Raw genomic sequence first — 21,959 nt, 5'->3', positions numbered from 1 at the left:
GCCGACACCCCCGGAGAGTCATGGAACGCACTGTTTCCGCACGCCTGGTCTTCAAGACCACACCCAACACCAAAGTGGCCATGGCCATCGCCGCCGCCAGGAACCCCGGCTATTCGTCCTTCGAGGAAAACCTGTCCATTACGGTTGGCGGCGCGCAGGTCCCCGTGAGCGAGGTGCCGGACCACCACGGCGGCCGGCTCCACTACATGGAGTTCGCGGAACCGTCCGAGGTGGTCGTGGACTACTCCGCTACGGTCGCCGGAAAGGCGCAGCCTGAGGAGGCAGAACTTGCTGACCGCATCCGCTACGTCCGGCCCAGCCGGTACGCGGAGTCGGACCGCCTCCTGCCCACCGCGTATGCGGAATTCGACGGAGCCTCCGGCGGGGAGCTGCTGCACGCCGTGCGGAACTGGGTGAACGGCGAGCTGCGGTACATCAGCGGCTCCTCCCGCGGCACCGACGGCGCCGTGGAAACCCTCCTGAGCCGCCGCGGCGTCTGCCGCGACTTCGCCCACCTGGCCATTGCCCTGCTGAGGTCCAAGGACATTCCGGCGCGCCTGGCCGCCGTCTACGCGCCCGGCCTGAGCCCCATGGATTTCCACGCCGTCGCTGAAGCCTACGTGGAAGGCGGGTGGCACGTCATCGATCCCACGGGCCTCGCCCCGCGGGAATCGATGCTGCGGATCACGGCCGGCCGGGACTCGGCCGACACCGCATTCCTGTCCACGGTGGGCGGAAGCCTGAGCCTGAGCCAGATGCAGGTCACTGCGGTGGTCAACGGCAGCCTGCCGGTGGAGGACCCCGCCAGGCTCGTGGCCCTGGGCTAGCGCGGGTCCTGCCGGGGCGGCCGCGGGCCCAGGGAACTCCGCAGCTTGGTGGTGAGCCGCATGAGTTCCTTCTGTTCCGCCGGTGTCAGCGCCGGGCCCATGAGTTCGGAGATGTCGCGCACATGCTCACGGCCAATCTCCTTCTGGAGTTCCCGTCCCTCGTCCGTCAGCTTCAGCAGGACACCGCGGCCGTCCTCCGGCGCGGGCATCCGCGCGATGAGCCCGCGCTTCTCAAGCCGCTCCACCAGCCGGCTGAGGCTGGACTGGCTCAACAGGACGTTGTCGTTGAGTTCATTGAGCCGCAGCCAGCCTGACGGGCAGCGGGAGAGGGTGAACAGGACGTCGTACTCATTGACTGCCAGCTTCCGGAAGGCCGGGCCGGACTGCAGCTTCCGCATCACCGCAACCTGGGCCCGGAACAGCGACTCCCAGGTTTCTGCGGCGAGCCGCACCGGCGACTCCGCGCTCTTGCCCGCCATCACGCGTCCGCGGCGGACTTTTCCGCGTCCTGGGCGGCCAGAAGCGCGGCCACCCGGCCGGCGTGCGTGGGCGGCTCGGGAACGTGGGCCGGCTTGCGGGCCGCGTACTCCTTCCGCAGGACGGGGAGGACCTCCTCGCCGAACAGGTCCAGCTGTTCGAGTACGGTTTTCAGCGGCAGGCCCGCGTGGTCGATCAGGAACAGCTGGCGCTGGTAGTCGCCGAAGTACTCCCGGAACGTCAGGGTCTTTTCAATGACTTCCTGCGGGCTGCCCACCGTCAGCGGTGTCTGCGAGGTGAAGTCCTCGAGCGAGGGGCCATGGCCGTAGACAGGCGCGTTGTCGAAGTACGGGCGGAATTCCTTGACGGCGTCCTGCGAGTTCTTCCTCATGAAGAACTGTCCGCCGAGGCCAACGATGGCCTGGTCTGCCTTGCCGTGGCCGTAGTGCTCATAGCGTTCGCGGTACAGGCCGATCAGCTGCTGGTAGTGCTCCTTGGGCCAGAAGATGTTGTTGGCAAAGAAGCCGTCGCCGAAGTAGGCCGCCACTTCGGCGATCTGCGGGGTGCGGATGGAGCCGTGCCACACAAAGGGTGCGACGCCGTCCAGCGGGCGGGGCGTGGACGTGAAGTTCTGCAGCGGCGTCCGGAACTTGCCGGACCAGTTGACGGTGTCCTCGTCCCACAGCTTCCGCAGCAGGCTGTAGTTCTCGATGGCCAGCTCCACGCCGTCCTGGATGTTCTTGCCGAACCACGGGTACACCGGCGCGGTGTTGCCGCGGCCCAGGACCAGGTCAACACGGCCGTCGGCCAGGTGCTGGAGCATCGCGAAGTCTTCCGCGATCTTCACCGGATCGTTGGTGGTGATCAGCGTGGTGGCCGTGGACAGCGTGATGCGTTCCGTCTGGGCTGCGATGTACGCCAGGGTTGTGGTGGGGGAGGAGGAGAAGAAGGGGCGGTTGTGGTGCTCGCCGAGGGCGTAGACGTCCATCCCGATTTCCTCGACTTTTTTGGCAATGGCCACCGACGCTTTGATGCGTTCGTTCTCGGTTGGGGTGTGCCCCGTGGTGGGGTCCGTGGTGATGTCGCTGACGCTGAAAACACCGATCTGCATGATGTGCCTTTCCCTTCCTGGACTCTCCGGGCTTGGTCCCAGTGTAGTCCAATTTAGATGCATTTGCATCTACCGCAAGGTACAACGCATCCCTTGGGGAAATATTCCGTGAAGCCCGTGCGGGCGAAAGCTGCTCCGGGACGGGGTTCCGGACGTGCCCCTAGGCGGGGCCGCCGGGGGCGGCGCGGCGGCCGCTGGTTTTGGGAACCATGCCCGTGGTCCAGTCCCTGAACTCCTCGTCAACGTCCGGCCCGGGCCCGAATTCGTGGCGTGCCTGAAGGTCCCGGAGCAGCGCCTTCTTTTCACGCCGGCCCTCCACCAGCCTGTACAGGACGGGCACCAGCACCAGGGTCAGGGCGGTCGAGGAGATCAGCCCGCCGATGACGACAACCGCCAGCGGCTGCGAGATGAAGCCACCGCCGCCGGTAAGGCCCATGGCCATGGGCGTCAGCGCGAACACGGTGGCGAGCGCGGTCATCAGGATGGGACGCAGGCGCTGCCGTGCCCCATGCGTGATCGCATCCGCCACGTTCATGCCCGGCCGGCCGTCGCGGGGCTGCCGGTACTGGTTGATGAGGTCGATCAGCACGATGGCGTTGGTGACCACGATCCCCACCAGCATGAGCATGCCGATCAGCGAGGGCAGTCCCAGGGGCACGCCTGTCACTAGGAGCAGTGCTACGGCGCCGGTGGCTGCAAACGGGACAGATACCAGCAGGATCAGCGGCTGGACCAGCGACTTGAAGGTGGCCACCATGATCACGTACACGATGGCGATGGCCGCCAGGAGGGCCAGCCCGAGCTGCTGGAAGGACTCCTGCTGCTGGGTGGTGGCACCGCCGATTTCGGCGGTGACCCCTGGCGGCAGCTGGACGTCCGCCAGCCGCTTCTGGACTTCCGCGTTGACCGCGCCCAGGTTGGAGCCCGACGGCGTCACTGACACCCGTGCCGTGCGCTGGCCGTTGCTGGCGGTGATGGACACCGGCACCTCCACCTGTTCCACTGCAGCGATGCTTCCCAGCGGCACCGGCCCGCCCGCTGCCGGAAGCGGAATGTTGCGGACGGCGTCGATGCTGGTGAACCTGGTGCCCTGGCCGATCCGGACGGGAAAGTCGTTGGTGTCAATCCGGACTTCTCCGGCCGGGATGGGGCTGATGGTGGACGCCAGGACCCCGGCCACCTGTTCCTCGTTGAGCCCGGCGGCTACCGTCTTGGCCCGGTCCACCCTGACCTGGACCACGGGCTGGCTGGCCGCAAGGTTGGTGGCCACCTCGCTGGTGCCGGGCACGCCGGTCATCGCCGCGACCATGGTGTCGCTGGCTTCCTGGAGGTCGGCAGTGGTGGCCGCCTTGAGGGTGATGTCCACGGTGGACGAGGTGCCGAAACCGCCCTGCTGCGTTCCGACCGAGATCTTGCCGGAATCGGGCACCTTTGACAGTTCGCTGCGCACCGTCTCCTGCAGCTGTTCCTGGTCCGCCTTTTCATCCGTCACCACGGTGAACGTGGAGTTGGACGAGCCGGTGGAGGTAAGCGCGGCGAAGCCTGCCTGGGCGTTGCCCGACGTCACCTGGATGTCCTTGACGCCGTCGATGCCGCGAAGCACTTCCTCCAGCCGGACGGCTGCCGCGCTGGTGTCGGCAAGGGTGGTGCCGGCCGGCAGGACCTGGCGGACCGTGAGGCTGTTCTGCCCGGAATTGCCCAGGAGGTTGGTGGCCAGCAGCGGCGTCATGGCGGCGGTGGCACCGAGGACCAGGGCGGCGGCCACCAGCGTGATCACCGGATGCTTCTGGGTCTTGGTGAGGATTGGCAGGTAGCCGCGCTGGAGCCTGCTGCGCTGTTCCGCTTCCAATGCCCTGGCACGGGCCTCGTCCGCGGTCCGCCGGGCGGCTGCGGGAGCTGCTGGCCCCCCGCCTGCGGCACCGGTGTTCTTCAGGAACCAGTAGGCCAGCACCGGGACGATGGTCAGCGAGACCAGGAGCGAGGCCAGCAGCGCCATGGTGACAGTGAGGGCGAACGGCCTGAACAGCTCTCCCGCGAGCTCGCCAACAAATGCGATGGGGAGGAACACCGCCACAGTGGTGAGGGTGGAGGCGGTGATGGCCCCGGCCACCTCCCTGATGGCAGTCAGGATGGCAGTGACTTTGTCTTCGCCGTAGCTCAGGTGCCGCTTGATGTTCTCGATCACAACGATGGAGTCATCCACCACGCGGCCGATGGCGATGGTGAGCGCACCCAGCGTCAGGATGTTCAGGGAGTATCCGGTGGCGGACAGGCCGATGAAGGTGATCAGGAGCGAGAGCGGAATGGAGACTGCCGTGACCAGCGTGGACCGGGTGGACATCAGGAACACCAGGATGACCGCAACGGCGAAGCCCAGGCCCAGCAGGCCCTCGGTGGTGAGGTCTTTGATGGACTTCTCAATGAAGGGTGCCTGGTCGAACACCGGTGTGAACCTGGCATTCGAACCCAGTTCCGCCTCAAGCTCGTCCAGGGTGTCACGCACCGCGTGCGAGATGCCCACCGTGTCGCCTTCAGGCTTCTTGGTCACGGAGACGGCGAGGGTTTCCTCTCCGTTGGTGCGTGTGATGGATGTCCGTTCGTCATCCTGCAGCGACACGTCCGCCACGCTGCCGATGGTGGCCCCGTCTTTGGCGCCGCCCAGCGGCAGCGCCTCGATGGCCGCCAGGGAATCCACGGGGCTGCCGATCTGGAGGGAGAGCGTCTTTCCCTGCTCTTCGAGTGTGCCGGCGGGGATCAGCGCACCGTTGTTCTCCAGCGCGTCCCGGATGGACGTGATGCTCGCACCCGCGGCGGCCATGGCGTCACCGCGCGGAAGGATCTCGATGTGCTGGGAGGCGCCGCCGGTCACATCGGCCCCGCGGACGCCGTCGATCTTCTGCAGCCGGGGCACGCTCAGCCGCTGGAGGTCGGCGTTCAGCTCGCTGAGCGTCTTGTCCGAGGACACGGCCAGGAAGACGATGGGAAAATCGCTGATGCTGCCTGCGATTGCCTGCGGCTGGACATCCTCGGGCAGTGACCGCTTGGCGTTTGAGATGGCACGGTCGATCTGGTTCCTCGCACGGTCCAGGTTGGAGCCGTACGTGAACACCATGGTGATCTGCGAGACGCCGTTGCGGGACGTGGAGGAGGTGGATTCCAGCCCCTCCACGCCGTTCAGCGCCGTCTCCAGCGGTCCGCTCACCTGCTTGTCGACCACCTCCGGGGAGGCGCCGGGCATGGCGGTCAGCACCGTGATCTGCGGGAACTCGATCGAGGGGATGAGTTCCTGCTTCAGCGATGACATGGTGATCACGCCGAAGACGGAGGCGAAGACTGTGATCAGTGCGATCAGGGCCCGGTTCGCAAGTGAAAGTTGTGCCAGCCGGAACATCGCATGATCTCCTGTGGGGTTGAGGGACTGATACGGACCCGAAGGCGCCGGCCGCCGGCCCCGGCAGGGTCAGCGGCTGGCGGAAACGCTCTCCAGCTGAAGTGATGCGGCCGTCGCCTTTTCCAGCTCGACAGCCAGGTCCGGGTTCTCGTCCAACTTGACCCCGTAGCCGGGCATCATGTCCTTGAGTTTGGACTGCCAGCCCTTGAAGTTCCGGGGGAAGGTCCTCTTCAGCAGCTCGATCATGATAGGTACCGCAGTGGACGCTCCGGGCGATGCGCCCAGGAGCGCGCCGATCGAACCGTCCCGGCCGGCGATTACTTCAGTGCCGAACTGCAGCACGCCGCCCTTCTGCGGATCTTTCTTGATGATCTGTACACGCTGGCCGGCGGTGATCAGTTCCCAGTCGCCGTCCTTGGCCTCCGGGTAGTACTCGCGCAGGGCCTCCACCTTGTCGGCGTGCTTCTTGGCCACTTCCTTCACCAGGTAGGCGGTGAGGTCCATGTTGTCCTTGGCCACGGCCAGCATGGGAATGATGTTGCTGGGCCTGATGGACAGCGGAAGGTCCAGGTACGAGCCGTTCTTCAGGAAGTTGGTGGAGAATCCGGCGTAGGGGCCGAACAGCAGCGACCGCTTGCCGCCCACGTAGCGGGTGTCGAGGTGCGGCACGGACATGGGGGGCGCGCCCACCGATGCCTGGCCGTAGACCTTGGCGCTGTGCTGCGCGGCAATGGTTTCGTCGGTGCAGCGGAAGAACTGCCCGGAGACCGGGAACCCGCCGTAGCCTTTGCTTTCCGGGATGCCGGAGGCCTGCAGCAGGTGCAGGGCGCCGCCGCCAGCGCCGACGAACACGAACTTGGCGTGGATCTTGCTGTGCTCGCCGGACTTGGGGTACTTCAGCGAAAGGTTCCAGCCGCCGTCGGACGCCCTGGAGATTCCCGTGACGTCATGGCCGTAGTTGATTTCGACGCCGTTGTTCCCGAGGTAGGTGGTCAGCTCCCGGGTCAGTGCCCCGAAATCGACGTCGGTGCCCTCGGCTGCGCGGGTGGCGGCAACGCGCTGCTTCGGGTCGCGCCCCTTCACGATCAGGGGAGCCCACTTGGCGATCTGGGCGTGGTCCTCGGAATATTCCATGCTCCGGAACAGCGTGTGGGGCTTGAGTGCCTCGTACCGCGTGCGCAGGAACCGCGTGTGGTCCTCGCCGATGACGAAGCTCATGTGCGGCACGGTGTTGATGAAGCCTTTGGGGGATCCGATCAGCTTCTGGTCCACCAGGTGGGACCAGAACTGGCGGGAAAGCTGGAACTGCTCGTTGATGAGCAGCGCCTTGGAGGGGTCCACTGAGCCGTCTTTGGCGGCAGGGGAGTAGTTCAGCTCGCAGAGGGCGGCGTGGCCGGTTCCGGCGTTGTTCCACGGGTCCGAGCTTTCCAGCCCCGGCTGGTCCAGCCGCTCGAACAGGGAGATGGTCCAGTCCGGCTCAAGCTGCTTGAGGAATGCCCCCAGCGTGGCGCTCATGATGCCGCCGCCAATCAGGACGACGTCGGCATGTGGGGTCTTGGAAATGAAGGTCACGATCAGTCTCCGATTGCAGCGGCTCTGGCTGTCACAGAATATCCCCGGGCAGCGGACATACTGAAATTGGACCGCTCCGTCAAGGCTTTAGTTGCACCTTCGTGAAAACTTCATTTAAGACCGGGGAGGCGGGATAGCTCAGCACGCGGTCGGACAGGGCCAGCGCGGAGATGGGGAAGGCGACGGGGACGGCCGGTACGGTCGCGGCGATCTGGGCGTTGATGGTGTGATATTGCTCATCCCGTTCCTCGCCTTCCGGAAGCCCGCGCGCCCGGTTGATCTTCGAAAAGACCTGAGGATCGTGGTAGCCGAACTCGCCGTTCTTTTCGCCGAAGAGGGGGCCCACGAAGTTGTCGGCGTCGGAGTAGGAGCCGTTCCAGCCCAGCAGATGGAGCGCATGGTCGCCGGGAGACTGCACCTTCTGCAGGTAGCCGTCCGCCCAGTCCACCGGCACGGGACGGATGTTAAGTCCGACGGCGGTGAGCTGGCGGCTGATCTCGGCATACACCTTCTCGGGTGTGGGCAGGTAGGGGCGGGTGACGTTCAGGGGATAGTAGAACTTCAGCTCCTCCCCGGCGTAGCCTCCCTCTTCGAGGTATTCCTTGGCCTTGGCAGGATCGTGGCCCAGCGCCGGGGCGTCGTTGTTGAAGCCGCTGATTTTGGGCGGGACGAACTGCGTGGCCTTGGCGGTGTTGTCAATGAAGAACCGGCGGATCAGCGTTTCCTTGTCGATCGCCATTTCGATGGCCTGGCGGACCTTCAGGTTCTTGAGTACGGGGATGTCCTGGTTGATGCCCACGTACATCACGGAGAACGGGTCACGCTGGACGATCTGCTTTCCGCGCTTGACCAGCTGGTCGAAGTTGCCCACCGTTACGGCGTCGTAGCCGTCGATCTTGCCGTCCAGCAGGGCCTGGAGCCGCGCCTGCGGATGGTCGTAGGCCACGAAGTTGATCGTGGCAATCTGGCCGCGCTCCCCCCAGTAGGAGGTATTGGTGGCCAGGGTGACACTGCCTTCGTCCCACGAGGCGAGCCTGAACGGTCCGGTTCCCACCGGATTGGTGCCGAAGCCTGACACGGGCTGCCCGCCGCGGTTCTGGTCCAGGACGTCAGCCGTGCCCGCGGCGAGGGCTGCCGGCGAGGCGATGGCGAAGGCAGGCAGCGTGAGGGCCTGCAGGAAGGCGGTGAAGCGCTGGGTGAGGTCTATCCGGACCGTGTCCGGTGATTCGGCCGTGCAGCTTTTGAAGATGGAGAGCTCGGGCTCATCCGAATGGGCCTTGAAGACTCCCTTGAAGGAGCTGCCGGGCGCCTGCCGCCTGATATCCGGGGAAAAGGCGAACCAGCGGTTGAAGTTGGTGCACACGGCGTCGGCATTGAACGGGGTTCCGTCCTGGAACACGACGTCGGTCCGGAGCTTGAAGGTGTAGGAGCGGCCTTCGTTGGACTCGGTCCATTCCGTGGCGAGCAGTGGTGTGGGTTTCCCGGTGACCTGGTCCACGCCCACCAGTCCCTCGAGGATCTGCCGGGTGATGCGCTGGGACTCGACGTCACTGGAAAGTGCCGGATCCAGGCCCAGCGGCTGGGCTGCGGTTCCGAAATTGAAGGTGGCGGAGGGCTCGGGAGCAGCCGTGGTGCTGGGGGAGCCGGAGGACGGAGAGGGGGCCGGGACGGCGGTGCACGAGGTCATGCCCAAGGCGAGGAAAACAGCGCCGGTCTTGATGACCGTCCGCCGCGATGTACTGCTGGGCACTCGATTATCACCTCGGGATTTTGCCGGCTCCGCCGCGTGCGGGCCGGAGCCCAGTCTAATAGACGCTCCTTGGAGTAACCCGGAACCGGCCGGACGGTTCCCGCGGGAGCCGAAAAGCCGGGAGCCGTCCTTTCGGACGGCCCCCGGCTTCACCGGAAGGAACTGGCCTGCCTGGTGACTACTTGGGCATCAGTACCGAGTCGATCAGGTAGACGGTGGCGTTCTTGGTCTGCACGCCGCCGCAGATCACGTTGGCGTCGTCAACCTTGAGCTCGTCGCCGCTGCCCGTAACGGTCACGCTGCCGCCCTGGACGGTGGCGTGGGTGCCGGCGATCATGTCAGGGGTGATCTGGCCCGGAACCACGTGGTAGGTGAGGATCTTGTTCAGGAGCGCGTCGTCCGTCTTGAGCGTTTCGATGGTGGCGGCATCGATCTTGGCGAAAGCGTCATCCACCGGGGCGAAGACCGTGAACTCTCCACCGTTCAGGGTGTCCACGAGGTCCACCTTGGGGTTCAGCTTCCCGGACACTGCCGAGGTGAGGGTGGTGAGGATCGGGTTGTTGGATGCCGCGACGGCAACGGGGTCAAGGGCCATGCCCTCAACCGAGCCTGCACCGGAGGGAACCTGCTCGGCGTAGGCAGCACAGCCGGGGCCCACCAAGTTGGCGGCCGGGTCCATGGCCGCGGCAGAGGTGCTGGCCGACGGCGAGGGGGCCATGCTGGACGCGGACGGCTCGGCTGCCGGGGCGGAGGAGGCGGTGGTGGTTGCGGACCCGCCGCAGGCAGTCAGGCTGAGCAGGGCCGCTGCTGCAACGCCTGCGACGGTGAAGGTTGTGCGCTTGATGGTCTGCATGTCGGTTCTCCTTGGTTGTGGCATCTACCCGCCACGGGCGTGGTGCCTGCGGCGTCTTTCGAAACTTGCTGGTGGGCACCTGCCCTTGGCTGGTGTCTCACTGTCTATTCGGCCGTCGGCAGGATGCGGATGGGTAAATTCCCTGGAGTTTTTCGGCGGAGCCCGGATTCCCCTTCAGGACCGTGCGGAAAGGGCGGGGCGAAAGGGTGTTAAATGCAAAGGTCCCCCGGCCGCAGCCGGGGGACCATACAGTGCGCAAGGGGGGACTTGAACCCCCACGCCCGAAGGCACAGGAACCTAAATCCTGCGTGTCTGCCAATTTCACCACTCGCGCAGGGCTTCCGGCCGTTGCGGCCCCCACAGGGGCCCGACGGCGGATGCCAATGTCCATTGTAGCGTCGCCGCGGCAGGGCCCCGGCTTGGCGGATCTTTGTCAGGTGTCCAGGTTCAGGTCCCGCCGAAGTTTGGCTACGTGGCCTGTGGCCCTGACGTTGTACTGGGCCAGCGCAACCTTCCCGTCGGGGTCCACCACGATGGTGGAACGGATGAGCCCCTCATAGGTCTTGCCGTAGTTTTTCTTTTCGCCCCAGGCGCCATATGCCTCGGCAACCGCATGGTCCGCATCGGAGAGCAAAGGGAAGCCCAGGCCTTCTTTGGCTGCGAATTTCGCGAGCTTTTCCACGGGGTCGGGGGAGATGCCCAGGATGTCGTAGCCCGCCGACTGGAGGGAGGCCATGCTGTCGCGAAAATCGCACGCCTCCTTGGTGCAGCCCGGCGTGGCGGCCGCAGGATAGAAGTACACAATGGTGTGTCGGCCCTGGCGGGGGGACAAACTGACGTCGGTGCCTGATGAATCCTTCAGTGTGAATCCGGGCGCGTCGTCGCCGGTAACGAGTCTTTCAGCCAATGTTTTTCTCCTAGTTGCAGGCGGGACACACCAGCCTAGTAAGCGCCGGGAACCAGCGCTAATCCCTACTTGGCTATACTGGCTGCTATGCCTGATATGGATCACTGGCCCACGGGGCGCCTCTTGTCCACTGCTGCGCGCCTCGTCGAACACTCCTGGAACGAAAAACTCGGCGCCATCGGCCTTACCCACGCCGGGGTTATCGCCATTGAGGTCCTGGATGCCCAGGGCCCCATGACGCAGGCCCAGCTCGCGCAATACGTTCGCGTCCAGGCGCAGACCATGGGTAAGACGCTCAGCCGTTTGGAGGCCCACGGACACATTGTCCGGGTCCGCAGCACCTCGGACCGCAGGAGCCACGTCGTGTCGCTTACCGAGCAGGGCAAGGAAGCGGTGGCTGCAGCGGTGGAAATGGAACGGTCCGTGCTGGCGTCAGCCTCGATCGACCCGGACCTGCTGCGGCAGGAGCTCCAGGCAGTGGTGCGGGAACTCGCTAGCCAATTCGCCAATTCTCCCGGCGACAATGCATTGGTGGAGAACTCGCCGTCAACACGCTAGAACCGGCGCTTCAGCACCGGGGCGTGGCCACAGGCTTCACAGCTGCGGCCACGCCTTTTTTGTTGCCCGTCAGGCCTGCGGGTGGAAGGGGACGGACGGTCCCTGTTGAAACAGCTGCGTGAAAGTTAAGGGTCAGCGGCGTGGGGCGAATTACCGGGATGAACGGCGGCAGGCCCGCCCTGGAATGCGGCACACAACAAAACAGCCCCCGGTTCGCGTTTCCGCGAGCCGGAGGCTGTATTCCCAGTGGTGCACCCCCCGGGACTTGAACCCGGAACCCATTGATTAAGAGTCAATTGCTCTGCCAATTGAGCTAGAGGTGCATCTTCTTTGCCTTGATCATCGGGCTTTTCTTTCCCCGTTGACCTCCGCAACGACATGAAACTCTACACGAACTTTTTGCCCATGTGAAATCGAAGCCCTGGACTGCCTCCGCATCAGGAAATCGGCGGCAAAACCAGCACGAAATCAGGGTTTTCGTTGTTAGTCAGGAGCCAGAATCCGCCCTTCGGAGTCCGCACGACGTCGCGGATCCTGCCGTACTGGCGTGTGAAATGGCCCACAGGCGTCCCGGCTTCCCCGCCCGCAAGTGGCACTGTCCACAGCCGCTGGCCCCGCAGTGCCCCGAGATAGGCGGTGGATCCCACGATCTCCAGGCCGCTCGGGGACGATTCGCTGGTTGACGGCCACACGACTTTTGCGTCCTGGAACCCGGGGCGGCGGGGCGCTCCGGTCACCTCCGGCCAGCCGTAATTTCCGCCGGCCACAATCAGGTTCAGCTCGTCATTGACATCGGGGCCGAATTCACTGGCCCACAGCCGTCCTGCGCTGTCCCATGCGAGGCCCTGGACGTTGCGGTGGCCCAGGCTGTAGACGGCGTTGCCAAAGGGATTGCCCGGCGCCGGACCGCCGTCGGCCGTCAGCCGCAGGATCTTGCCGCCCAGGGCCCCGGGGTCCTGCGGCTGGTCCCTCCGCTGCGAGTCGCCCGTACCGACGTACAGGAAGCCATCCGGGCCGAAGCGGATCCTGCCGCCGTTGTGGGTGGTGGCTTTCGGGATGCCGGTGAAGATGATCTCCGGGCGGTCCAGGGACAGTGCACCGCCGGCGGTCTCCTGCACCCTTGTCCTGGCAATCCTGTTGTCCTCCTGTGCGGTGAAGTACATGTACAGGTAGCGGTCGGAGGCAAAGCCGGGGGACAGTGCAAGTCCCAACAGGCCGCCCTCGGAGACTGCTGAAATATCCGCTGGTTTAGGCGCGTCGGCTGGACTGGTGAGGCTGGTGGTTAAGACTGGTCTTATGCAGGGACGCGAGGACGCGCAAACCGGGTATTTGGATGTGGAGGCGCTGGCCGGAGAGTTGTTGGCTCCGGGCAGTGTCTTCGCTTTTCTGGCCAAGCATCGGGGGCGGTTGTTTCCGGATTCGATGATGGAGGACCTGTTCCCGTCGCGGCGGGGCCGGCCGTCAGTTCCCGCTTCGGTGATCGGTTCGGTGCTGGTGCTGCAGGCGTTGCAGGGCCTCTCTGACCGGGAAACAGCCGAGGCGTTGACGTACGATCTGCGCTGGAAAGCCGCGTGCGGGTACGGACTGACCGATACGGCATTCCATCCGAGCACGCTGACGTACTGGCGCCGGCGGCTGGCGGCATCGAAGAACCCGCACCGGATCATGAAGGCCATCGCCGAGGTCGTTGCGGAAACCGGAGTCCTGGCGGGCAAGCGCCGGCGGGCGGTTGATTCAACAGTGTTGGATGACGCGGTCGCGAGGCAGGACACGATCACGCAGCTGATCGCAGCGGTGCGCCGCTTCGGCCGTGACATCCCCGGCGGCCAGGACCTGCTGGCCACCCACGCGAAGGGGTATGACTACACGCGCACCGGTAAGCCGGACATCGCCTGGGACGACCAGGATGCCAGGGACGGGCTGGTCTCGGCGCTGGTCACCGACGCCCTCGCCCTGCTGGCCGCGGTCGATCCCGAGACCTTGGAGGGCAGGGGGGCCGATGCGTACGCGCTGCTTGCACTGATCGCCGGGCAGGACGTGGACTCGGACGGGACCGACGGGCGGTGGCGGATCGCCCGGAAGGTCGCACCGGACCGGATGATCTCCACCGTGGACCCGGACACCCGGCACGCGCATAAGACCAGGTCCCGGCAGCAGGACGGATTCAAAGCCCACATTGTCATCGAGCCCGATACCGGGCTGATCACCGCCGCGGAGCTGACCAAGGCCTCCGGACCGGAGAACAGCGACGGGGCCGTCGGCGCCCGGCTGATCGGCATGGAGCCCACGATCGCCGGGACCAGCGTGGACGTCCTGGCAGACTCGGCCTACGGTTCCGGGGAAATGCTCGCCGCTCTCGCCCGCACCGGCCATACCCCGGTGATCAAACCCTGGCCGCTGCGCCCGGCCGTCGAAGGCGGGTTCACCCTCGATGACTTCACCGTCGATGAAGCAGCAGGCACCGCGACCTGCCCGAACGGGCTTACGCGCAGGATCACCGCTAAGCGGCGGGTCACCTTCGGCGCCGCCTGCAGCAGCTGCCCGCTCCGGGCCCGGTGCACCGGCTCCCCACGCGGGCGCAAACTCGAACTGCACGAGCACGACGCCCTGCAGCGCGAACACCGGAAACGCGCCACGGACCCGGACTTCCAGCACGACTACCGCACCCACCGGCCCATGGTCGAACGGTCCATCGCCTGGCTCACCCGCGGCAACCGCCGCGTTCGGCACCGCGGCACAAACCAGAACAATGCCTGGCTGCAACTGAGGATTGCCGGGCTGAACCTGCGACGCCTCCTCGCGCTCGGACTTACCAGCGAAAAAGGATCCTGGGCCATCGCTTGAACGCGGGCACCACCCCAGGGCCTCCCGCCAGCGAAAACCGGACCCGCCACCCGGCGAACAACCCTCAAAAGCCCAGAAACAGGACCCGATGCTTCAATCACAGAACCCGAGACCACAAAAGGAAGGGCTGGCCCCGACACGTGAACGCCCCGGACCAGCCCCATAAAGCACTTAGTTCAGCAGTCTCCTCGCCGGCGGCGGCCACCCCTGGAACTTCACCAAGGCTTACGGCTTCCCGCCCCCTTCCACCGGCCGGCACTGCCTTGAGGAGGGCAGTGTCCCGCTCGGAGATGATGGCCGTTCCGTCCGGCAGGAACACGGCGGACCAGGGAATCTTCAGGCCAAGCTCAAGGCGTTCGGCAACGTCCGGCACCCGCACTTCATTTGTCTCGGGGAGGGTAGTACTCCCGGTGGGCCCGTTGCCGCCACCGCCCGTGCAGCCCGCCAGGAGCACAACGAGGCAGGCTGCAGCCACAGCAGGCAGGCGCTTTCGGAGAGAGGGAGGAGGCTGGCCCGAGCGGGCTGGTCCGTTGCTAAAGGCGCCGCCGCCGTGGAGCCCGGAAGCCTGCTGCCTCGGCATGTGCCTCCGTTTCGAACCAGACGTCGGCACGGGCCTGCTCATAGTCGGGGTGTCCCTCCTCGTAGTAGACCATGGCTCCGGCGTCGCCCTTCACGGTGTACCCGTCCGGGCCGCCGCCGTCAGTTCCGGCCGCCGCCGAGCCGGCGCCATAGGGCTCGTCCGCTGCCAGGTGCCCCGCCGGTTCGGACGTCGGAACGGACTGGGGCTGCTGGTCGCGGTCCGCTGCGGTTTCCACCAGCGCGGAAGACTGGGTGCGGTCCGCGGTTTCAGCGGAGGCGGCAGTTTCAGGGATTACGGCGGCTTCGGCGGCCGCCGCTGCGCGGTCCTCCCCGCCGTGCCCGGGCGGTAGGCCCGCGCCACCCTGCGGTGAACCGCTGACCCCGCTGGCAGGCTGTGGCGCGGAGGCACCTGCAGGGGCCTGAAGCTGCGGTTCGGCCCCGGCGTCGTCCATGTCCTCCACGGCGGCCGTTTCCGCGCCCGGCAGCGTAGGAGCGTGGGGCTCGGTGTACTCAGGGTGGTGGACCGGGGAGTGATGGCGTTCCGCGTCCGTCGCTGCCGCCGGTTCCGCCTGGTGCCCCGTTGCGGCGGGGACGCCGCTTTCACCGGCCGGATCCACCTGGGCCGCATGGGTGGGAACGCCCTCCGTAGAGGCACTGCCCCTGGATCCTGCGGCGGGGGAAACGGCGGAGGAGCCCGAAGCCTCCGACCACTGTGTCTCCCACTCGTCGTCGTCCTGGCGGCGGACATCCTGGCTGGACGCTGACGGGGCCGTGGTGCCTGGCACCCCTGTCATGCCGGCTGCTGCAGCGGCGTTGGCAGTAGAACCTTCCCGCTCCTTCGTGCCGGCGGGCTGGGCGGCCTCTGCCCCGCGGGCAGGTGACGCCGCTCCTGCGTGATCATCGGCGGTGGTGGGTGCCGCGGGCTCGGCGGGGCGGCCAAAGCCTGCCGCGCCGGCGATCCCGGTGGTTCCGGCAGCTTCAGCGGATGCCGCGGCACTGCCGCCGGAAAGCGCCCCGTCCGCGCGGGTCCGCTCCGGGGCGGAGGGCCCCGGCGCCGTCGACGACCTGTTGCGTTTGAGCAGCCACCACACGACGCCCACGATGACAACAAGCAGAATGATCCAGAAAACAAAATCCATGGCAAGCCCTTCAGTCCGGATGGCAAGGTGTACTTTCCCCGACGCTACGTCCGGCGGTCAGAACTGTCCAGATTGACGGGGAGGCCGGCAGGTGCCGGGCAGGCGGCCAGTCACCGTGAGCCGCACCACAAGCGGGGGAGGGCATTCCCGGGTCATCTCATTATCTGAGATGGGTGTCCACCATTTGACTGAAATTTTCTGTTTTTTGCCCCCAAACGTCCCGGATCTGTCGTTGCGCCGTTCGGCGGAGCCATAGACTTTCCCCTATGAGTGACACCCACATCGCAACCGAGAACAAGCCTGACATCAAACCCCGGAGCCGGGTTGTAACCGACGGAATCCACGCGGCTCCCGCACGTGGCATGTTCCGGGCCGTCGGCATGGGGGACGACGACTTCGCAAAACCCCAGGTCGGCGTTGCGAGCTCGTGGAACGAGATCACTCCCTGCAACCTCTCCCTGAACCGGCTCGCGCAGGGCGCCAAGGAAGGCGTGCACGCGGGCGGCGGTTTCCCCATGCAGTTTGGCACCATCTCCGTGTCCGACGGCATCTCCATGGGCCACGAAGGCATGCACTTCTCCCTGGTTTCCCGCGAAGTCATCGCCGACTCCGTGGAAACCGTGATGCAGGCTGAACGTATCGACGGATCCGTGCTGCTGGCCGGCTGCGACAAGTCCCTTCCCGGAATGCTCATGGCAGCAGCCCGCCTGGACCTGTCCAGCGTGTTCCTCTATGCCGGCTCCATCATGCCCGGCTGGGTCAAGCTCGAGGACGGTTCCGAGAAGGAAGTCACCCTCATTGATGCCTTCGAAGCCGTGGGCGCGTGCGCCGCCGGCAAGATGAGCATGGAAGACCTGACGCGCATCGAAAAGGCCATCTGCCCGGGCGAAGGAGCCTGCGGCGGCATGTACACGGCCAACACCATGGCCTGCATCGGCGAGGCACTCGGCATGTCCCTGCCCGGCTCCGCCGCCCCGCCCTCGGCGGACCGCCGCCGTGACGAGTTCGCCCGCAAGTCCGGCGAAGCGGTCGTCAACCTGCTGCGCGAAGGCATCACCGCCCGCGACATCATGACCAAGAAGGCCTTCGAGAACGCCATCGCCGTCACCATGGCGTTCGGTGGTTCCACGAACGCCGTGCTGCACCTGCTGGCCATCGCCCGCGAGGCCGAAGTTGAGCTGACCCTTGACGACTTCAACCGCATCGGCGACAAGATCCCGCACCTGGGCGACCTCAAGCCCTTCGGCCGCTACGTCATGACCGACGTGGACAAGATCGGCGGCGTGCCCGTCATCATGAAGGCACTGCTCGACGCCGGGCTGCTGCACGGCGACTGCCTCACCGTTACCGGCAAGACCGTGGCCGAAAACCTCGCGGCCATCAACCCGCCGGACGTGGACGGCAAAATCCTCCGAGCGCTGGACAACCCCATCCACAAGACCGGCGGCATCACCATCCTGCACGGCACCATGGCCCCCGAAGGCGCCGTCGTGAAGAGCGCAGGCTTCGACGCCGACGTCTTCGAAGGAACCGCGCGGGTGTTCGAGCGCGAACAGGGCGCCCTGGACGCACTGGACAACGGCCGTATCAAGGCCGGCGACGTCGTCGTGATCCGCTACGAAGGCCCCAAGGGCGGCCCCGGCATGCGCGAAATGCTGGCCATCACCGGCGCCATCAAGGGTGCCGGGCTGGGCAAGGACGTCCTGCTCCTCACCGACGGCAGGTTCTCCGGCGGCACCACCGGCCTGTGCATCGGCCACGTCGCCCCGGAAGCGGTCGACGGCGGCCCCATCGCCTTCGTGAAGGACGGCGACAGGATCCGCGTGGACATCGCCGCCCGCAGCTTCGACCTGCTGGTGGACGAGGCAGAGCTCGAAGCCCGCAAGGTGGGCTGGGAGCCCTTGCCGGCACGCTACACCAAGGGCGTCCTGGCCAAGTACGCCAAGCTGGTGCACAGCGCCAGTACGGGCGCATACTGCGGCTGATGCCTTCCCCGTGCATGAGGCGCTGAGCGCCTCATGCACGGGGCCCCTCGGCCTCACCCTTATTAAGCCCTTCCGGGCCAGGGTGACTGGCTGAAGGTGTGATCCCTCCGTTGGGGATCAATAAGTGGACAATGGGGTCCACATGGTGAGATCGCGGGTCAGCTCGTTGACACGCATCTTGCCCAGAGGGAAAACTGAACGCATGACTTTCGTTACCGGCATCGTCGTCGTCCTTACCAAGCGCGTGGCACATTAGCCCCGGGTAACGAACCGTCACGCGCAACCCCTCGAAGAGCCGCCAGGCTGAGGGGTTTTTTTATTTCCTGCAGTTTCCACGAACCACAGATGATCCACAAGGAAGAGTCCGATGAGCAAAGGATCGCCGATCAGCCCCTCGCTGATGGCTACTAAGTCCGCTGGAGCCACCAAGGCTCCGGAACGCGCCGACCGGACGGCCGACCAGGCCGTCGTCGCCGCCGACCTTGCTGCCGCCTCTCCTGTCCTTGGGCCGAACAACGTTGTACCCCCAACGGTGATGACCGGCTCGCAAGCTATTGTCCGCTCGCTCGAAGAACTCGGCGTCGACGATATTTTCGGTTTGCCCGGTGGCGCGATCCTGCCCACCTATGACCCCTTGATGGCCTCCAGCATGAATCACGTGCTGGTCCGTCACGAACAGGGAGCCGGCCACGCCGCGCAAGGCTACGCCATGGTGACCGGACGGGTTGGCGTGTGTATCGCCACCTCGGGCCCGGGCGCCACCAACCTCGTCACCGCCATCATGGATGCCCACATGGACTCCGTGCCGCTGGTGGCCATCACCGGCCAGGTGTCCAGCGGCGTGATCGGAACCGATGCGTTCCAGGAAGCCGACATCGTGGGCATCACCATGCCCATCACCAAACACTCCTTCCTGGTGACGGACCCCAACGACATCCCGCATGTCATGGCTGAGGCGTTCCACCTGGCGTCCACCGGCCGCCCCGGTCCCGTCCTCGTGGACGTGGCCAAGGACGCCCAGGTTGGCCAGATGACCTTCTCCTGGCCGCCGAAGATCGACCTGCCCGGCTACCGCCCCGTCACCCGCGGGCACAACAAGCAGGTGCGCGAGGCCGCCAAGCTGATCGCAGCGGCCAGCAAGCCTGTGCTGTACGTTGGCGGCGGCGTCATCAAGGCGCACGCCGCGGCGGAACTGCTGGCACTCGCCGAGGCCACCGGAGCCCCGGTTGTCACCACACTGATGGCCAAGGGCGCCTTCCCGGACTCACATCCCCAGCACATGGGAATGCCCGGTATGCACGGCACCGTCTCCGCCGTGACTGCCTTGCAGCAGTCCGACCTGCTGATCACCTTGGGCGCCCGTTTTGACGACCGCGTCACCGGTGTCCTTAAGACCTTTGCGCCCCTGGCGAAGGTTATCCACGCGGACATCGACCCCGCCGAGATCTCCAAGAACCGCACCGCGGACGTGCCCATCGTCGGGTCCGTCAAGGAGATCATCCCTGAACTCACCGACGCTGTTCGCACCCAGTTCGAGGCATCCGGAACGCCGGACCTCACCACCTGGTGGGCCTTCCTGAACAACCTCAAGGAGACCTACCCGCTGGGCTGGACCGAACCCGATGACGGGCTCAGCGCACCGCAACGGGTCATCGAGCGCATCGGCGCCCTGACCGGGCCCGAAGGCGTCTACGTTGCCGGCGTGGGCCAGCACCAGATGTGGGCAGCGCAGTTCATCAAGTACGAGCGTCCGCACGCCTGGCTGAACTCAGGCGGCGCCGGGACCATGGGCTATGCGGTTCCGGCCGCCATGGGCGCCAAGGTCGGCGAGCCGGACCGCGTGGTCTGGGCCATCGACGGCGACGGCTGCTTCCAGATGACCAACCAGGAACTGGCCACCTGCGCCATCAACAAGATCCCCATCAAGGTGGCGGTGATCAACAACTCCTCCCTGGGCATGGTCCGGCAATGGCAGACCCTCTTCTACGAGGGCCGGTACTCCAACACCGACCTCAACACCGGCCACGACACCGTCCGCATCCCGGACTTCGTCAAGCTGGGGGAGGCCTACGGCTGCGCCGCGTTCCGCTGTGAACGCGACGAGGACATCGATGCCACCATCCAGAAGGCACTCGAAATCAACGACCGGCCCGTGGTCATCGACTTCGTGGTGAGCCCGAACTCCATGGTGTGGCCGATGGTGCCCGCCGGCGTGAGCAACGACCAGATCCAGGTTGCCCGCAACATGACCCCGGAATGGGAAGAAGAGGACTGACCATGAGCCGCCACACACTCTCCGTCCTGGTGGAAGACAAGCCCGGCGTCCTGACCCGCGTCGCGAGCCTCTTTGCCCGCCGTGCCTTCAACATCAACTCACTGGCTGTTGGCCCCACCGAGGTTCCGGGGATCTCCCGGATGACCGTCGTCGTCGATGCCGACGGCGACCTGATCGAGCAGGTCACCAAGCAGCTCAACAAACTGATCAACGTCATCAAGATCGTTGAGCTGACTTCTGAATCTTCCGTACAGCGAGACCACATCCTGGTCAAGGTACGTGCGGATGCCGCGACACGTCTGCAGGTGACCCAGGCTGCAGACCTGTTCCGTGCCGCCGTCGTCGACGTGTCCACAGACTCGTTGGTGATTGAGGCAACCGGTACTCCGGAGAAGCTTGCAGCGCTGCTCTCAGTGCTGGAGCCCTTCGGCATCCGCGAAATCGTGCAGTCCGGCACCCTGGCCGTTGGACGGGGATCCCGCTCCATGAGTGACAGGGCGTTGCGTTCCGCCTAGGAAGCTGCCGGGCACGGCCCGGCAGCAGGCAACGCCCGCAACCGCACCACAAGACACCTATCTACAACCCACTCAAGAGGAGTTACGCAAGTGACTGAAATGTTTTACGACGACGACGCCGACCTGTCGATCATCCAGGGCCGCAAGGTAGCCATTGTTGGCTACGGCTCCCAGGGCCACGCCCACGCGCTCAACCTGCGCGACTCCGGCGTCGAGGTTGCCATCGCCCTCAAGGAGGGCTCGACGTCGATCGCCAAGGCCGAGGACGCCGGCTTCACCGTCAAGAACGTTGCCGACGCCGCCGAATGGGCCGACGTCATCATGATCCTGGCGCCGGACCAGCACCAGCGCTCGATCTACAACGACTCCATCAAGGACAAGCTGAAGCCCGGCAAGGCCCTTGCCTTCGCCCACGGTTTCAACATCCGCTTCGGCTACATCCAGGCTCCGGAGGGTGTTGACGTCATCCTCGTCGCTCCCAAGGCTCCCGGCCACACCGTGCGCCGCGAATTCGAAGCCGGCCGCGGCATCCCGGACATCATCGCCGTCGAGCAGGACGCCACCGGTTCCGCCTGGGACCTGGCCAAGTCCTACGCCAAGGCCATCGGCGGTACCCGCGCCGGCGTCATCAAGACCACCTTCACCGAAGAGACCGAAACGGACCTCTTCGGCGAGCAGGCCGTCCTGTGCGGCGGCGTGTCCCAGCTGGTCCAGTACGGCTTCGAAACCCTCACCGAAGCCGGCTACCAGCCCCAGATCGCCTACTTCGAGGTCCTCCACGAGCTCAAGCTCATCGTTGACCTCATGTGGGAAGGCGGCATTGCCAAGCAGCGCTGGAGCGTTTCCGACACCGCCGAGTACGGCGACTACGTCTCCGGCCCCCGCGTCATCACCCCCGAGGTGAAGGAAAACATGAAGGCCGTCCTGGCCGACATCCAGTCCGGTGCCTTCGCCAAGCGCTTCATCGAAGACCAGGACAACGGCGGCGTGGAGTTCAAGGCACTGCGTGCCAAGGCAGAGCAGCACCCCATCGAGGCCGTCGGCCGCGAACTGCGCTCCCTCTTCGCCTGGCAGCAGCAGGACGTGGACTACGTCGAAGGATCCGCAGCCCGCTAAGGCTGGCCCAACGTGCCGTGATAAAGGCAGACTGTGAGGCCGGGTTCACACTTAACAATG

The 21,959-nt window shown here is 65.8% G+C and carries 15 protein-coding genes, 2 tRNA genes and 1 pseudogene; 7 read left to right on the top strand and 11 right to left on the bottom strand.

Annotation, left to right across the window (positions count from 1 at the left end):
• The first annotated feature begins 20 nt into the window (after positions 1–20).
• Positions 21–827 (top strand): transglutaminase-like domain-containing protein, encoded by an 807-nt coding sequence (locus AC4BCK_RS12475; protein WP_174178099.1) that lies wholly within the window; start codon positions 21–23, stop codon positions 825–827.
• On the opposite strand, the gene AC4BCK_RS12470 is transcribed toward AC4BCK_RS12475, so the two are convergent.
• The 8 genes from AC4BCK_RS12470 to bcp all read right to left on the bottom strand — a co-directional run bounded on the left by AC4BCK_RS12470 (position 824) and on the right by bcp (position 10,888).
• On the bottom strand, positions 824–1,306 hold the full coding sequence (locus AC4BCK_RS12470; protein ID WP_251423615.1) for a MarR family winged helix-turn-helix transcriptional regulator: 483 nt from the start codon (positions 1,304–1,306) through the stop codon (positions 824–826). The genes AC4BCK_RS12475 and AC4BCK_RS12470 overlap by 4 nt on opposite strands.
• Positions 1,306–2,415, bottom strand: coding sequence for an LLM class flavin-dependent oxidoreductase (locus AC4BCK_RS12465; protein WP_174178103.1), 1,110 nt, complete (start codon positions 2,413–2,415; stop codon positions 1,306–1,308). Before AC4BCK_RS12465 ends, AC4BCK_RS12470 begins: the two co-directional genes overlap by 1 nt.
• A gap of 160 nt (positions 2,416–2,575) precedes the next feature.
• The gene (locus AC4BCK_RS12460; protein ID WP_310113758.1) at positions 2,576–5,806 is read right to left on the bottom strand and encodes an efflux RND transporter permease subunit; all 3,231 of its coding nucleotides are present in this window, start codon (positions 5,804–5,806) and stop codon (positions 2,576–2,578) included.
• A 69-nt stretch (positions 5,807–5,875) separates the two neighbouring features.
• Positions 5,876–7,378: a malate:quinone oxidoreductase gene (locus AC4BCK_RS12455; RefSeq protein WP_174178107.1), complete on the bottom strand. Its 1,503-nt coding sequence runs from the start codon at positions 7,376–7,378 to the stop codon at positions 5,876–5,878.
• Positions 7,379–7,457: 79 nt separating this feature from the next.
• Positions 7,458–9,128, bottom strand: a complete 1,671-nt coding sequence (locus AC4BCK_RS12450) for an ABC transporter substrate-binding protein (protein WP_363937698.1) — start codon at positions 9,126–9,128, stop codon at positions 7,458–7,460.
• A gap of 178 nt (positions 9,129–9,306) precedes the next feature.
• Positions 9,307–9,981, bottom strand: coding sequence for a fasciclin domain-containing protein (locus tag AC4BCK_RS12445; RefSeq protein ID WP_490565994.1), 675 nt, complete (start codon positions 9,979–9,981; stop codon positions 9,307–9,309).
• A gap of 252 nt (positions 9,982–10,233) precedes the next feature.
• Positions 10,234–10,315, bottom strand: a tRNA-Leu gene (locus AC4BCK_RS12440).
• Between the two features lie 99 nt (positions 10,316–10,414).
• Complete coding sequence (gene bcp / locus AC4BCK_RS12435) at positions 10,415–10,888, bottom strand: thioredoxin-dependent thiol peroxidase (RefSeq protein ID WP_400575284.1); 474 nt, start codon at positions 10,886–10,888, stop codon at positions 10,415–10,417.
• Positions 10,889–10,984: 96 nt separating this feature from the next.
• Here bcp and AC4BCK_RS12430 point away from each other — a divergent pair, with 96 nt between their 5' ends.
• Complete coding sequence (locus AC4BCK_RS12430) at positions 10,985–11,446, top strand: MarR family winged helix-turn-helix transcriptional regulator (protein ID WP_310113858.1); 462 nt, start codon at positions 10,985–10,987, stop codon at positions 11,444–11,446.
• Between the two features lie 247 nt (positions 11,447–11,693).
• On the opposite strand, the gene AC4BCK_RS12425 is transcribed toward AC4BCK_RS12430, so the two are convergent.
• Positions 11,694–11,769: transfer RNA gene (locus tag AC4BCK_RS12425), tRNA-Lys, on the bottom strand.
• 114 nt (positions 11,770–11,883) lie between these two features.
• A pseudogene (locus AC4BCK_RS12420) lies at positions 11,884–12,669 on the bottom strand (PQQ-dependent sugar dehydrogenase); the annotation flags it as partial.
• Positions 12,670–12,742: 73 nt separating this feature from the next.
• Between AC4BCK_RS12420 and AC4BCK_RS12415 the strand changes: the two are divergent.
• Positions 12,743–14,290: an IS1182 family transposase gene (locus tag AC4BCK_RS12415; RefSeq protein WP_490565993.1), complete on the top strand. Its 1,548-nt coding sequence runs from the start codon at positions 12,743–12,745 to the stop codon at positions 14,288–14,290.
• Between the two features lie 533 nt (positions 14,291–14,823).
• Here the strand turns inward: AC4BCK_RS12415 and AC4BCK_RS12410 are convergent.
• On the bottom strand, positions 14,824–16,008 hold the full coding sequence (locus tag AC4BCK_RS12410) for a sunset domain-containing protein (RefSeq protein WP_490565992.1): 1,185 nt from the start codon (positions 16,006–16,008) through the stop codon (positions 14,824–14,826).
• 266 nt (positions 16,009–16,274) lie between these two features.
• On the opposite strand from AC4BCK_RS12410, the gene ilvD reads away from it, so the two are divergent.
• From ilvD to ilvC, 4 genes are all read left to right on the top strand, one after another.
• Positions 16,275–17,993, top strand: coding sequence for a dihydroxy-acid dehydratase (gene ilvD / locus AC4BCK_RS12405; protein WP_310113765.1), 1,719 nt, complete (start codon positions 16,275–16,277; stop codon positions 17,991–17,993).
• A 367-nt stretch (positions 17,994–18,360) separates the two neighbouring features.
• Entirely contained in the window at positions 18,361–20,268 is a 1,908-nt protein-coding gene (locus AC4BCK_RS12400; RefSeq protein WP_174178120.1) for an acetolactate synthase large subunit, read from the top strand.
• Between the two features lie 2 nt (positions 20,269–20,270).
• Positions 20,271–20,783, top strand: coding sequence for an acetolactate synthase small subunit (gene ilvN / locus AC4BCK_RS12395; protein ID WP_009356538.1), 513 nt, complete (start codon positions 20,271–20,273; stop codon positions 20,781–20,783).
• Between the two features lie 90 nt (positions 20,784–20,873).
• The gene (gene ilvC / locus AC4BCK_RS12390) at positions 20,874–21,899 is read left to right on the top strand and encodes a ketol-acid reductoisomerase (RefSeq protein ID WP_174178122.1); all 1,026 of its coding nucleotides are present in this window, start codon (positions 20,874–20,876) and stop codon (positions 21,897–21,899) included.
• Positions 21,900–21,959: the final 60 nt, after the last annotated feature.

The organism is Pseudarthrobacter sp. As-47 (genome assembly GCF_058215595.1).
This window is presented reverse-complemented; position numbering and strand designations above follow the sequence as displayed.